Source organism: Azospirillum tabaci, assembly GCF_014596085.1.
Classification (GTDB): domain Bacteria; phylum Pseudomonadota; class Alphaproteobacteria; order Azospirillales; family Azospirillaceae; genus Azospirillum; species Azospirillum tabaci.
Genome location: NZ_JACCJY010000002.1, coordinates 83,873 through 95,903, shown reverse-complemented (window position 1 = coordinate 95,903; position 12,031 = coordinate 83,873). Strand labels below are relative to the sequence as shown.

Below are 12,031 nucleotides of genomic sequence, written 5' to 3'. Positions count from 1 at the left end.
CATGGCGACCGAGATCCACGCCGTCCGCCGCGAAACCGCGGCCCCCGCCACAGGAAGACCGGCGACGCCGGACCTTCTGGCCTTCGCCGCGCTGCTTCTGGTCCTGATCGCCGCGCCCTACGTGCTGTACCCCGTCTTCGTGATGAAGGTGCTGTGCTTTGCGCTGTTCGCCTGCGCCTTCAACCTTCTGATCGGTTTCGCTGGCTTGCTGAGCTTCGGTCACGCCGCCTTCTTCGGCGGGGCCGCCTACATCACCGCCCACACGGTGAAGGTCTGGGGCTTGCCACCGGAACTCGGCATCCTGCTAGGCACCGCCTTTTCCGCGACGCTCGGGTTGGCTTTCGGTGCGCTGGCCATCCGAAGGCAGGGCATCTATTTCGCCATGATCACGCTGGCGCTGTCGCAGATGGTCTTCTTCATGGCCCTCCAGCTCAAGTTCACGGGCGGCGAGGACGGCATCCAGGCCGTGCCGCGCGGACATCTGTTCGGCGTGATCGACCTGAGCAACTCGCTGTCCATGTACTACTTCGTGCTGGCGGTGTTCCTGTTCGGCTTCGTGGTGATCTGGCGCACCGTGCATTCGCCCTTCGGCCAGGTCCTGAAGGCGATCCGCGAGAACGAGCCGCGCGCGATCTCGCTCGGCTACCGCACCGACCATTACAAGCTGATGGCTTTCGTCCTGTCCGCCACCCTGGCCGGTCTGGCCGGAGGCACAAAGGCCATCGTCTTCCAGCTTGCCACCTTGACCGACGTGCAGTGGCAGATGTCCGGCGCGGTGGTGCTGATGACTCTGCTCGGCGGCATCGGGACGCTGTTCGGACCGGTGGTCGGGGCGGCGCTGGTGGTGACGCTGGAGAATTATCTGGCGGCGAGCAACCTGCCGGTGCCGGTGGTGATCGGTGTGATCTTCGTCGCCTGCGTGCTGCTGTTCCGCCGCGGCATCGTCGGTGAGATCGCCGCGCGCTTCGGCGGCAAGCGTTCGTGAGCCAGGAAAGGATCGGAATTATTTATTTGGGAGCACCGAATGGTCGAGACGGTCCATCCATTTTACGAGAATCATCGCAGCGCGATGGAGGCCGCCATGCGCCATCGCCTCGATCTTGCCGAAGCGATGTTGGGCGAGCACGTTCAGCCATCCAGCATTGATGGAATCAAACGGGAGGTGATGGACGAGTTCGGCATCGTGCTCACCCAGATGCCCTATGTCGGAGGCACGGACAGTCGCATGAGCGATTTCTTCATGCGTCTCCTGGGCTTCATGGCCATCAGCCGGGTGCTCCGGCGACACGGCGTGTCGCTGTCCGTAATCGGCGATATCGAGCGGGAAACCTACAAGGCCCAATTGCTCGCCGTGCCCGAAGCGGAACGCCTCGCCTCGGGGCAACACTTCCTGTCGCCGGAGAATCAGGCGTTTCTGCGCGAGCAGGCGGAGAAAAGCCGTCAGGAGCAGTTTCCCGAGGATTTCGTCTACGACTTCGTCGAGCCGGGTCCAGGGGACGATTTTGAATTCGGCATCAACTACAAAGCCTGCGGTTTCTGCAAATTCGCGGCCCGCCATGGCGACAAGGACATTCTGCCGAACATCTGCGGTCTCGATTTCGACGCCTACGCAACACGCGGCATCCATCTGGAAAGAACGCAAACCCTGGCCGGCGGCGCCAGCCACTGCGATTTCCGATTCTCGCGGCTCCGGTCGGCCTGAGTCCCCGCATTCGGAGGGGGTGAGCGCGGTCGCCCCCTCCCTCCGGGAACGGAAGTCAAAGCCGCAGCGCCTCCTCCGCCGGCTGATAATCCAGCCCTTGGGCGTCGGCCACCGCCTTGCACGTGACGGCGCCGGCGTGGATGTTCAGTCCGGCCCGCAGATGCGGGTCGCGCGCAAGGGCCGCGCGGTAGCCTTGGTCGGCCAGGGCCAACGTGAAGGGCAGGGTGGCGTTGTTCAGCGCGAAGGTCGAGGTTCGCGCGACCGCACCCGGCATATTGGCGACGCAGTAATGCACCACCCCATCCACCAGATAGGTCGGCTCGGCGTGGGTGGTGGGGTGCGAGGTTTCGAAGCAGCCACCCTGGTCGATGGCGACGTCCACCACCACGGCGCCCCGCCGCATCCGCTCCACCATCGCTTTGGTCACCAGCTTCGGCGCTTCCGCACCCGGCACCAGAACCGCGCCGATGACAAGGTCGGCGTCGAGCACATGCTCCTCGATGGTGTCGACCGTCGAATAGAGCGTCTGGAGCTTGGCACCGAATTGCAGATCCAACTCCTTCAGGCGGGGCAAGGATTTGTCGATGACGACAACCTTCGCCTCCAGCCCCATGGCCATACGGGCGGCGTTGGTGCCGACCACGCCGCCGCCCAGCACCACCACCTTGGCCGCCGGGACGCCGGGCACGCCGCCGAGCAGGACGCCGCGCCCGCCCTGGGCCTTCTCCAGGCAATGGGCGCCGGCCTGAACCGACATGCGGCCCGCCACCTCGCTCATCGGCGCCAGGAGCGGCAGGCCGCCGCGGGAATCCGTCACCGTCTCGTAGGCGATGGCGACCGCGCCGGAGTTCAGAAGAAGCCCGGTCTGCTTCGGATCGGGGGCGAGGTGCAGATAGGTGAACAGGATCTGCCCCGGGCGCAGCATCGCGCATTCCTGCGGTTGGGGCTCCTTCACCTTCACGATCGTTTCCGAACGGGCGAAGACGGTCGCGGCGTCTGGCGCGATCTCCGCCCCGGCGGCCTCGTATTGATCGTCATCCAGCCCAATCGCGGCTCCGGCACCGCTCTGCACCAGCACGGTGTGTCCGTGATGAGCCAGTTCACGGACCGAGGCCGGGGTCAGCCCGACGCGGTATTCATGGTTTTTGATTTCCGTCGGCACGCCGATGAGCATGGGCATTCTCCGCAGGTGGGCCGGTGCCGGACCAGGACGAGCAGCGCACCGGCTTATCGTCGCTTACCTCAGAATTGGGGAGTGTTCGGCCTGTCTGCATCTCTCTTGCGGCGCTATCGAGCGGATTTCTTTCGATCGATTAAAACAGTTCATGGAATTTGATACAAAATTCTTTGCGGTAAATCATGAAAGAAGATTTCCACATATCCGCAAAAAAGTAGGCAAGGTTAGTTTTTAGAGTTGTGGAACGACTCTTTGCCACCATGATATATGGTTGCTTGTGTCGCACTGCACAAAATCCGCGACATACAAGAAGAATTGGGGGGAGCGTCCAATTCGGACGGAACGAAACCAGGAGCAAGGCAGATGGCTTCAGAGAAGGACGCGCAGACCATCGCGCGCGACACCGCCGCCAAGGGCCGGAATGTTGCCGAGGACACCACCCGCCGCATGGCGGAAACCGCCGCGGAGGCGACCCAGCGCGGCGCCGACACGGCCAGCGATGTTATGGGGAAGGCGACCCAAGTCGCCAACCAGACCTCCGATCAGCTCAAGCGCATGATGGGCCTGTCCGCGGAGGCGCAGGGCGAGGTCGCCCAGCAAGCCCGCGAGAACATGGACGTCATGACGCAGTGCGGGTCCGTGCTGATGGACGGCATGCAGTCCATCATGCGCGAATGGATGGGCTTTGCCCAGGAGGCCATGGCCCGCAACGCGGAAGGCATCAACGCGATGATGCGCAGCCGGTCCGTCCAGGACCTCTACGCCGCGCAGAGCAGCATGGTCAAAGACGAGATGGAACTTCTGCTGAACCGCAGCGTCAAGGTGTCGGAGCTGTCGGCGAAGACCGCGAACGACGCGGTGCGGCGGCTGAACGCGCGGGCCGAAGGGGCCGCGCGCCAAGTTCGCCGCAGCGCCTGACGCTTCACCAACGATCCATCCTGGCCTTGCGCCCCCGGACCACCCGGTCCAGGGGCGTTCTTTTTTGCGCAAAGGTCACTTGGCGACGATGCGGCCTTCCACCTTCGGGGCCACGGTCTTCTTGGCCTCCACATAGTCCATGACCATCGTCGCCATCAGCACGGCGCCGGAGGCATCCACCACCGTCCGTCCGCGGGTCAGCGCGGTGTAGCCGTCGCCGCCCTTCAGCATGTAGTCGTTGGTCGCCACGCGGTAGGTCTTGGCGGGGTCGAGCGGCTGGCCGCCCACCGTCACGCCGGTCACGCGGGTGCCGGACGGCAGCTTCGGGTCATAGGTGAAGGTCAGGCCCGACACCTGCGGGAAGCGCCCGGCCTTGTCCTCCACCTTCGACACGCCATGCTCCAGCGCGGCCAGCACGTCGGCACCGGACAGCAGCGTCAGCACGGCGACGTTGCCGAAGGGCATCTCCGCGAAGATGTCCTTGCGGGTCAGTGAACTGCCCGCCGGGTGCAGCGTGTCGGCGCGGATGCCGCCGCCGTTGGTGATGGTGATGTCGGCCTTCAGCCCGTCGCGCAGCGCGTCGGCGATCAGGTTGCCCATCGTCGTCTCCTGCGAGCGGACGACGTCCTTGCGGCTGTCCAGATCGGTTTCCGTCCGCCCGATCACCCCGGCCAGGGTGGCGTCGAGCTGGTCGGTGTAGCGCTTGACCAGAGCCCCGACCTCCGCGTCCGGGGCCACCCCGGCGGTGGTGACGAAGCGCCAGCCGGCGGGGACCACGGTGGTCGCCGGCCCCTTGTCGGTGGGTTTGGTGCTGACCGCCAGATCGATGACACCGAGATAATGGCCGTCCGCTCCCGCTTTCAGGATCAGGGTCGATCCCTCGTAGAAGCTGATCGGATCATGGTCGTGACCGCCCAGAAGGAGGTCGATGCCCTTCACCTTGACGGTCAGATCGCGGTCTTCCGCGATGGTCTGGTGGGTCAGCGCGACGACGACGTTCGCTCCCTCGTCGCGCAACGCCTTCACCGCCAGGGCTGCGGCCGCCTGCACGTTGGTGAAGGTCGCCTCCGCCCCGCCGCTGGACAACTGCGCGGTTTCCGGGGTCAGGACGCCGAGGAATCCGACCTTGATGTCGCCGACCGTCTTCGTCCAGGTGGCGACCGAACCGGGAAGCGGTTTGCCGTCCGGCCCGGCGATGTTGGTGCCGACCCAAGGGAATTTCGATTCGGCGATGCGGGCCTTCAGCACCTCCGTCCCGAAGTCGAACTCGTGATTCCCGAAGCCGACGACGTCCACGCCCATGGCGTTGAACAAGTCGGGCATCTGCGCGCCCCGCGTCGTTCCGGAGAGCAGGGACGGGGAGAGGAAATCGCCGCCGACCGTTGTCACCGCCCCGGCGCTGCGCTCCCGCTCCGCCTTCAGCACCGTCATCAGGGGTGCGAAGCCGCCACGCCCCTTCACTGGGGAAATCTCGTAAATGTCGTTGAAGTGCAGGAAGGTCACCGTGCCGTTCTGCGCGGCGGCAGGTGCTGAGAAAAGCAGGGTCGCAGGGAAAAGCAGGGTGCCGGCAAGGGCGGCGGCCCCCGCCAGCGTGCGAATCCGGGTCAGCATCGATCTCGTCTCCCTGGGGAAGTTGAAAGGCTTCCTTCGCGTCCTCGCACTGTACGCCGTCCCGCGGCGCGGCGCATAGCCGCCTTGCACCGCTTGATTTCGCCGCCTCTGCCGCTCATGAACGGGGCATCCGCTTTCACCGACGTGGTCCCTCCATGCGCATCCTGGTCGTTCAGAACAACCGAAACGCCCCCGCCGGACTCGTCGGGGACGCGCTGGCCGAGTTCGGCGCGACGCTGGTCACCGTCGCCGCGGACGAAGGGGAGGCGCTGCCCGCCACGCCGGAGGGCTATCAGGGGCTGCTGGTTCTCGGCGGCCCGCAGGACGCCTGGAACGACGCGCAGGGACCGCATTTTCCGCAGGCCATGAGCTTGATCCGCGCCTTCGCGGCGGAGGAGCGCCCGGTGATGGGCATCTGCCTGGGCGCGCAGTTGGCCGCCCGCGCCTTCGGCGCCCGCGTCTACCGCCATTCGGTGGCGGAGATCGGCGTGGGCGCGGTCCGGCTGTTCAACGCCGCTTCGGACGATCCGCTGCTCGGCGGGTTGGCGCCGGAGCTGCACATGGTGCAGTGGCACTACGACACCTTCGAGTTCCCCGAGGGTGCCGTGCCCCTGGCGTGGAGCGACGCCTGCATGCGTCAGGCCTTCCGGCTGGGCCGCAGCCTCTACGCCTTCCAGTTCCACCCGGAGGCCGACGCCGCCATCGTCCGCGGCTGGGCGGAGAAGTTCGGCGTCGACTCGCGGGAGTGCAACCGGGCCGTCCTCGACGGGCTGGACGCCGCGCTGGAGCGGCACCTGCCCGCCGCCGAGGCGGTCGCCCGGACGATCTCCCGCCGCTGGCTGGATCTGGTGATCGAACGGGCGGCCTGAACGTTAGCCGCGCAGTTCCGCCAGCAGTTCCGGTGTGTCCACGTCGTAGAGGATGCCGCCGTCCTCCACCGGCACCTCGACCACCTGATCGGCGTGGGTGGCCAGCAGGGTCTTGGCCCCGGCGTCGCCGGTCAGCTTCGCCATCTCCGCGAAGAAGCCGCGGTCCCACAGGACCGGGTTGCCGCGCTTGCCATGGACGGTCGGGACGCAGACGGTCCGGCCCTCCAGCGGGTTGTAGGCGGCGATCAGCCGGTCGATGGCCTGCGGCGTGACGCGCGGCATGTCGCCGAGGCACACCACCACCCCGTCCACATCCGCCGGCAGAGCGGCCAGCCCGGCGCGCAGCGAGGCGCTGAGACCGTCGGCGAAGGACGGGTTGTGGACGATGGTCAGCGGCCGCCCGGCGAGCGGGGCGGACACTGCCTCCGCCATGTGGCCGGTCACCACCACCACCGGCTTGGCCTGCGAGGCCAGCACCGATTCGATCGTGCGGACGACCAGCGGCTCCCCGCCGACATCGGCGAGCAGCTTGTTGCTGCCGCCCATCCGGCTCGACCGCCCGGCGGCGAGCACCAGCGCGGCGATGCGCGGCGCCCGTGGCGGCTCGACCGCGACGGCGCCGGCGCGGGGCAGGGGGCGGCTGGGGATCTCGGCCAGCAGGCCGCCCACGCCCATGCGCATGACGTCGGCCCGCGTCACCGGAATGCCCGCGGCGATGCGCTGGAGCACCCAATCGAACCCGTTCAGCTTGGGCGACCGCGCGCAGCCGGGCAGGCCGAGCACCGGTGTTTCGCCGATGCGGGCGAGCAGCAGCAGGTTGCCGGGATCGACCGGCATACCGAAATGCTCGATCACGCCGCCCGCCCGCTCGATGCCCGCCGGCAGCACGTCGCGCCGGTCGGTGATGGCCGAGGCCCCGGCGATCAGCAGCAGGTCGACGCGCCCCGCCGCCGCGATGGCGTCGGCCAGCGCCGCCTCGCCGTGGTAGCAGCGCGAATCGCGGACCAGCCGCCCGCCCATCGCCTCCAGACGCTCCCGCGTCACGGACACGGTCTTGTCGAGCACGCTGTCCTTCACCCCGGGCAGGCGGGTCTGGATCAGCGCGGCGGTCACGGGGCGGAAGGGGGCGACGCGCAGCGCGGGCATTCCGGCGGACGCCTCGACCTCCGCCCCCTCGACGGCGCCGCGGGGGGCGGCGAAGGGGATGATCTTGACCGTGGCGACCATCTGGCCGGGCTCGACCGGCGCGAAGGCGGGCAGGGTGGCGACCGTTACGCTTTCGTCGATGAGGTTCAGCGCGTTGATCCGTTCTGCATCCGGAATGAACAGGCCGCGCGACTCCGCGAACAGGTTGACGCGGCCGGTGAAGGCGGCGCCGACGGTGATCTCCTGCCCCTTCAGGGCGGCGGCGATGCGGGCCGCCGCCGCGTCCTCGCCCACATCGTCAGGACCGGGCTTGGCGGCGGTCACCGTGGTGAAGCCGGCGTCGCGCAGCGCCGTCACGTCCTCGGCGCTGAGGATGCGGCCCTTCTTGAAGCTGACGGAGCCACGGCGGACCGAATGCGCCAGAATGGCGCCCTCCAGCTCCCGCAAGGGCAGCGGGCCGAAAAACATGGTGATGAACTCCTGTCAGGCCGCGCCGGCCTTGCGCCGCACGGCGGTGATCTGGGCCATAACCGACAGGGCGATTTCCGCCGGGGTCACGGCGCCGATGTCCAGCCCGACCGGGGCGTGGATGCGCGCCAGTTCCGCGTCGGTCACGCCCTGCTCCTTCAGCCGCTCCAGCCGCTTGGCGTGGGTGCGTTTGCTGCCGAGCGACCCGACATAGAAGGCCGGGGAGCGCAGCGCCACCAGCAGTGCCGGGTCGTCCAGCTTGGGGTCGTGGGTCAGGGTCACCACGGCGGTGCGGTTGTCGATCGTCAGGGCGGACAGCGCCTCGTCCGGCCAGGAATCGTGCAGGGAAACGCCGGGAAAGCGCGATTCCGTGGCGAAGGACCCGCGCGGGTCGATCACCGTGACGGCGTAGCCGGTCAGCGCGGCGAGGGGGGCCAGAGCCTGGGCGATGTGCACGGCGCCGACCACCAGCAGGCGAAGCGGCGGGTTGTGGGTCTGGACGAAGAGCTGGACGCCGTCCTCATCCTCCTCCAAATCGCTGACGAGGCCGGAACGATCCTGGCGCAGCCTTTCCCGCACCTCCTCCAGAAGGTCGTCCTCCAGCCCGAAACCGCCGTGGATGGCGTCCTCGTAGACCAGCGTCTGCAGACCGGTGCCGAGGTCGGTGACCAGGGCCACGGGACGCCCGGCCTTGCGGGCGGCCAGCAGCCGTTCGGTGATGTCGCGCTTCATTCCACGGCCTCGACATAGACCTGCACCCGGCCGCCGCAGGCCAGCCCGACTTCCCAGGCCATTTCGTTGCTGACCCCGAACGAGATCATCCGGGGCTCGCCGTCCTCCATGGTCTTGCGCGCCTCGTGCACCACGGCCCCCTCGATGCAGCCGCCGGAGACGGAGCCGATCATCGAACCGGCGTCGTCCACCGCCATCTGGCTGCCCACCGGGCGGGGGGAGGACCCCCAGGTGGCGACCACCGTCGCCAGGGCCACCTTGCGGCCCTCCGCGCGCCAGCCCGCGGCCTGCTCCAGAATATCGTCCTTCATGCGGCCTCCTTCAGCCACTTGCGCAGGCTTTCAGCCCGTCGCGGCCCGTCGCGGTTCAGCGCGTCGGCGAGCCCGGCCAGACTGTTCAGGTTGTGGACCGGGCGGAAGTCGTCCACATGCGGCAACAAGGCCCGGATACCGCTGGATTTTGGTGCGAACCCCTCCCACCGCAAGAGCGGGTTCAGCCAGACCAGACGGCGGCAGCTCTTGTGCAGCCGTTCGGCCTCCGCCGCAAGCCCCTCGCCGGCATCCCGGTCCAGCCCGTCGGTGATGAGCAGAACCACGGCCCCCTGGCCGAGGACCCGGCGCGCCCAGGTCCGGTTGAAGGCGTGCAGCGCCGTGCCGATGCGCGTCCCACCCGACCAGTCGGCCACCGCCGCCGACACGGCGTCCAGCGCCACGTCCACGTCCTTGTGCCGCAGGTGGCGGGTGATGTTGGTCAGGCGGGTGCCGAAGACGAAGCTGTGCACCCGGTCGCGGTCGTTGCTGACCGCGTGCATAAAATGCAGCAGCATCCGCGAATAGCGCGTCATGGAGCCGGAGATGTCGCACAGCACGACGAGCGGCGGCGGCCGCGTGCGGCGGCTGCGCCGCGCCAGATCGGCCAAGTCCCCGCCGGAGCGCAGCATCCGCCGCAGCGTCGCCCGCGGGTCCACGCGCGGCCCCCGCGGGTCGGGGCGGTGGCGGCGGGTCGTCACCTCGGCGACCGGCAGGGCGATGCGGGCGAGCATCCGCTTGGCCTCAGCCATCTCCGCCGCTGACATCTTCTCGAAATCCTTCTCCTGCAACCGTTCCTGGGCCGAAACGGTGAAGGCGGCGTCCACCTCGATCTCCGACTTTTCCGGCCCCTCGGCCTCCGGTGCGGTGCCGCGCAGCGCGTCGGCGACGCGGCGGGACAGCGGGTCCTGGGCGTCCGGGGACTCCGTGCGGACGGTCGGCAGCATCAGCCCCATCATCCGCTTCAGGATGTCCGGATTGCGCCAGAAGACGTGGAAGGCCTGATCGAAGACCTCGCGCTGGTCGCGCCGGTTCACGAAGACGGCGTGCAGCGCCCAGTAGAAGTCCGTCCGGTTGCCGATCCCCACCGCCTCCACCGCTTCGACGGCCTGGAGCAGCTTGCCCGGCCCGACCGGCAGCCCCGCCGCCCGCAGCGCGCGGGCGAAATGCATCAGGTTGATGGCGAGGCCGCCCTGCATGGCCGCTCACCGCGCCGTGGAGGCGGCGAGTTCCGTCTTGACCTGGGCCAGGATGCGCGCGGCCTCGCTGCCCTGGATGCGGGCGATGTCGTCCTGGTACTTCAGCAGCGTGCCCAGCGTGTCGTTGATGACCGAGGGCTCCAGCTCCAGCTGGTTCAGTTCCACCAGCGCCTGCGCCCAGTCCAGAGTCTCCGCCACGCCCGGCGCCTTGTAGAGATCCATCCCGCGCAGGCTCTGCACGACGCCGACCACCTGGGCGGCCAACCGCGCGTCGGCGTTCGGCGCCTTCACCGCCAGGATGGCGCGCTCGCGCTCGGCGTTGGGGTAATCGACCCAATGGTAGAAGCAGCGCCGCTTCAGCGCGTCGTGAATCTCGCGTGTGCGGTTGGAGGTCAGGATGACGATGGGTGGCTCCGGCGCGGTGACGGTGCCGAACTCCGGAATCGAGACCTGGAAGTCGGAGAGGATTTCGAGGAGATAGGCTTCGAACGGCTCGTCGGTGCGGTCCAGCTCGTCGATCAGCAGGACGGGCGCCCCGGCCGGATCGGGCTCCAGCGCCTGGAGCAGCGGGCGCTTGATCAGGAATCGTTCGGAGAAGAGATCGGCGCCGAGCGTCTCCCGGTCGCGGTCGCCCGACGCCTCGGCCAGCCGGATCTCCATCATCTGCCGGGCGTAGTTCCACTCGTAGACCGCCGCGGCGACGTCCAGCCCCTCGTAGCATTGCAGCCGCAACAGGCGCCGGCCCAGCGTGGCGGACAGCACCTTGGCGATCTCGGTCTTGCCGACCCCGGCCTCGCCCTCCAGGAACAGCGGGCGGCGCAGCTTCAGCGCAAGGTAAAGCGCCGTCGCCAGCGAGCGGTCGGCGACGTAGTTCCCCCGCCGCAGCAGGTCCAGCGTGTCATCGACGGAGGCGGGGAGGGTGTTGGACATGACAATCCATCATCCAGCGGGAAAACTCCCTCTCCCGCCCCGGGAGAGGGAAGGGGCCCACGACGTGGGAAGGGTGAGGGTGCCGACAAGCGTACGGCACCGATCCTCGACGGTACCCTCACCCGGCGCTTCGCGCCACCCTCTCCCGGGGCGGGAGAGGGAAGATGATCACCCACACGCCTCCACCGCCCGCCTCGCCATCACCCGCACCAGATGGGCGCGGTAGTCGGCGCTGGCGTGGATGTCGGCGTTCAGCCCGGCCGCCGATACCGACGCGCCGTTCAGGGCATCCGCGCGGAAGTCCTGGGCCAGCGCGGCTTCCATGTCGTCTGCCCGGAAGACCGACGGGCCGGCGCCGGTCACCGCCACCCGCACCTCGCTGCCGAACACGGCCACGAAGACGCCGACGATGGCGTAGCGGCTGGCCGGGTTGCGGAACTTGGCGTAGGCGGCCTTGTCCGGCTTCTGGAAATGCACGGCGGTGACGATCTCACCGGGCTCCAGCGCCGTCTCGAACATGCCGGTGAAGAAGTCGTCGCCCGCGATCTCCCGACGGTCGGTCCGCACCGTGGCCTTCAGCGCCACGATCGCGGCGGGGTAGTCGGCGGAGGGATCGGCGTTGCAGATCGACCCGCCGAGCGTGCCCATGTTGCGCACCTGCCGGTCGCCGATGCCCTCGGCGAGGCTGGCCAGCGCCGGGATGACGCGCCGCACCGTCTCGGAATGGGCGACCTCCGCGTGGCGGGTGAAGGCGCCGACGGTCAGGCCGCCGGCCTCCTCCCGGATGCCCTGAAGCTCCGGGATTTGACCGAGGTCGATCAGGTCGCTCGGCCGGGCGAGGCGCTGCTTGAGCGTCGGCAGGAGCGTCTGCCCTCCGCCCAGCAGCTTCGGGTCCTCGAACTGGCCGAGCAGGGCGACGGCGTCGGCAACGCTCTTGGGGCGGTGATAGGTGAAGGCGTACATGATGTCTC

Annotated in this window: 12 protein-coding genes; 4 read left to right on the top strand and 8 right to left on the bottom strand. The window is 68.4% G+C overall.

Annotated features, from left to right (window positions below):
- Window position 1: 1 nt before the first annotated feature.
- Both H0B54_RS03600 and H0B54_RS03595 read left to right on the top strand, forming a co-directional pair.
- On the top strand, window positions 2-985 hold the full coding sequence (locus H0B54_RS03600) for a branched-chain amino acid ABC transporter permease (RefSeq protein ID WP_188259275.1): 984 nt from the start codon (window positions 2-4) through the stop codon (window positions 983-985).
- A gap of 39 nt (window positions 986-1,024) precedes the next feature.
- Window positions 1,025-1,702 carry an L-2-amino-thiazoline-4-carboxylic acid hydrolase gene (locus tag H0B54_RS03595; RefSeq protein WP_188259274.1) on the top strand — a complete coding sequence of 226 codons (678 nt, stop codon included), beginning with the start codon at window positions 1,025-1,027 and terminating at the stop codon, window positions 1,700-1,702.
- A gap of 55 nt (window positions 1,703-1,757) precedes the next feature.
- Here H0B54_RS03595 and ald read toward each other — a convergent pair whose 3' ends face one another.
- Window positions 1,758-2,876, bottom strand: coding sequence for an alanine dehydrogenase (gene ald, locus H0B54_RS03590; RefSeq protein WP_188259273.1), 1,119 nt, complete (start codon window positions 2,874-2,876; stop codon window positions 1,758-1,760).
- Between the two features lie 366 nt (window positions 2,877-3,242).
- Between ald and H0B54_RS03585 the strand changes: the two genes are divergently transcribed.
- Window positions 3,243-3,797 carry a phasin family protein gene (locus tag H0B54_RS03585; protein WP_188259272.1) on the top strand — a complete coding sequence of 185 codons (555 nt, stop codon included), beginning with the start codon at window positions 3,243-3,245 and terminating at the stop codon, window positions 3,795-3,797.
- A 75-nt stretch (window positions 3,798-3,872) separates the two neighbouring features.
- On the opposite strand, the gene H0B54_RS03580 is transcribed toward H0B54_RS03585, so the two are convergent.
- Window positions 3,873-5,408 (bottom strand): bifunctional metallophosphatase/5'-nucleotidase, encoded by a 1,536-nt coding sequence (locus tag H0B54_RS03580; protein WP_188259271.1) that lies wholly within the window; start codon window positions 5,406-5,408, stop codon window positions 3,873-3,875.
- Window positions 5,409-5,563: 155 nt separating this feature from the next.
- Here H0B54_RS03580 and H0B54_RS03575 point away from each other — a divergent pair, with 155 nt between their 5' ends.
- Window positions 5,564-6,277: a type 1 glutamine amidotransferase gene (locus tag H0B54_RS03575; RefSeq protein WP_188259270.1), complete on the top strand. Its 714-nt coding sequence runs from the start codon at window positions 5,564-5,566 to the stop codon at window positions 6,275-6,277.
- Between the two features lie 3 nt (window positions 6,278-6,280).
- Here the strand turns inward: H0B54_RS03575 and H0B54_RS03570 are convergent, their stop codons facing one another.
- The 6 genes from H0B54_RS03570 to H0B54_RS03545 all read right to left on the bottom strand — a co-directional run bounded on the left by H0B54_RS03570 (window position 6,281) and on the right by H0B54_RS03545 (window position 12,023).
- Window positions 6,281-7,891, bottom strand: a complete 1,611-nt coding sequence (locus tag H0B54_RS03570) for an NTP transferase domain-containing protein (RefSeq protein WP_188259269.1) — start codon at window positions 7,889-7,891, stop codon at window positions 6,281-6,283.
- Between the two features lie 15 nt (window positions 7,892-7,906).
- Window positions 7,907-8,623: an XdhC family protein gene (locus H0B54_RS03565; RefSeq protein WP_188259268.1), complete on the bottom strand. Its 717-nt coding sequence runs from the start codon at window positions 8,621-8,623 to the stop codon at window positions 7,907-7,909.
- Window positions 8,620-8,934, bottom strand: coding sequence for an XdhC family protein (locus H0B54_RS03560; protein ID WP_035673760.1), 315 nt, complete (start codon window positions 8,932-8,934; stop codon window positions 8,620-8,622). The genes H0B54_RS03565 and H0B54_RS03560 overlap by 4 nt, the downstream gene beginning before the upstream one ends.
- Complete coding sequence (locus H0B54_RS03555) at window positions 8,931-10,130, bottom strand: vWA domain-containing protein (protein ID WP_188259267.1); 1,200 nt, start codon at window positions 10,128-10,130, stop codon at window positions 8,931-8,933. The genes H0B54_RS03560 and H0B54_RS03555 overlap by 4 nt, the downstream gene beginning before the upstream one ends.
- Before the next feature lie 6 nt (window positions 10,131-10,136).
- Window positions 10,137-11,060, bottom strand: a complete 924-nt coding sequence (locus H0B54_RS03550) for an AAA family ATPase (RefSeq protein ID WP_188259266.1) — start codon at window positions 11,058-11,060, stop codon at window positions 10,137-10,139.
- Between the two features lie 168 nt (window positions 11,061-11,228).
- Window positions 11,229-12,023 carry an FAD binding domain-containing protein gene (locus tag H0B54_RS03545; protein WP_188259265.1) on the bottom strand — a complete coding sequence of 265 codons (795 nt, stop codon included), beginning with the start codon at window positions 12,021-12,023 and terminating at the stop codon, window positions 11,229-11,231.
- Window positions 12,024-12,031: the final 8 nt, after the last annotated feature.

Bases quoted from the DNA above. Each gene is read 5' to 3' on its own strand.
- H0B54_RS03600 (WP_188259275.1), top strand. From the start codon at position 2: ATGGCGACCGAGATCCACGCCGTCCGCCGCGAAACCGCGGCCCCCGCC.
- H0B54_RS03595 (WP_188259274.1), top strand. From the start codon at position 1,025: ATGGTCGAGACGGTCCATCCATTTTACGAGAATCATCGCAGCGCGATG.
- ald (WP_188259273.1), bottom strand. From the start codon at position 2,876: ATGCTCATCGGCGTGCCGACGGAAATCAAAAACCATGAATACCGCGTC.
- H0B54_RS03585 (WP_188259272.1), top strand. From the start codon at position 3,243: ATGGCTTCAGAGAAGGACGCGCAGACCATCGCGCGCGACACCGCCGCC.
- H0B54_RS03580 (WP_188259271.1), bottom strand. From the start codon at position 5,408: ATGCTGACCCGGATTCGCACGCTGGCGGGGGCCGCCGCCCTTGCCGGC.
- H0B54_RS03575 (WP_188259270.1), top strand. From the start codon at position 5,564: ATGCGCATCCTGGTCGTTCAGAACAACCGAAACGCCCCCGCCGGACTC.
- H0B54_RS03570 (WP_188259269.1), bottom strand. From the start codon at position 7,891: ATGTTTTTCGGCCCGCTGCCCTTGCGGGAGCTGGAGGGCGCCATTCTG.
- H0B54_RS03565 (WP_188259268.1), bottom strand. From the start codon at position 8,623: ATGAAGCGCGACATCACCGAACGGCTGCTGGCCGCCCGCAAGGCCGGG.
- H0B54_RS03560 (WP_035673760.1), bottom strand. From the start codon at position 8,934: ATGAAGGACGATATTCTGGAGCAGGCCGCGGGCTGGCGCGCGGAGGGC.
- H0B54_RS03555 (WP_188259267.1), bottom strand. From the start codon at position 10,130: ATGCAGGGCGGCCTCGCCATCAACCTGATGCATTTCGCCCGCGCGCTG.
- H0B54_RS03550 (WP_188259266.1), bottom strand. From the start codon at position 11,060: ATGTCCAACACCCTCCCCGCCTCCGTCGATGACACGCTGGACCTGCTG.
- H0B54_RS03545 (WP_188259265.1), bottom strand. From the start codon at position 12,023: ATGTACGCCTTCACCTATCACCGCCCCAAGAGCGTTGCCGACGCCGTC.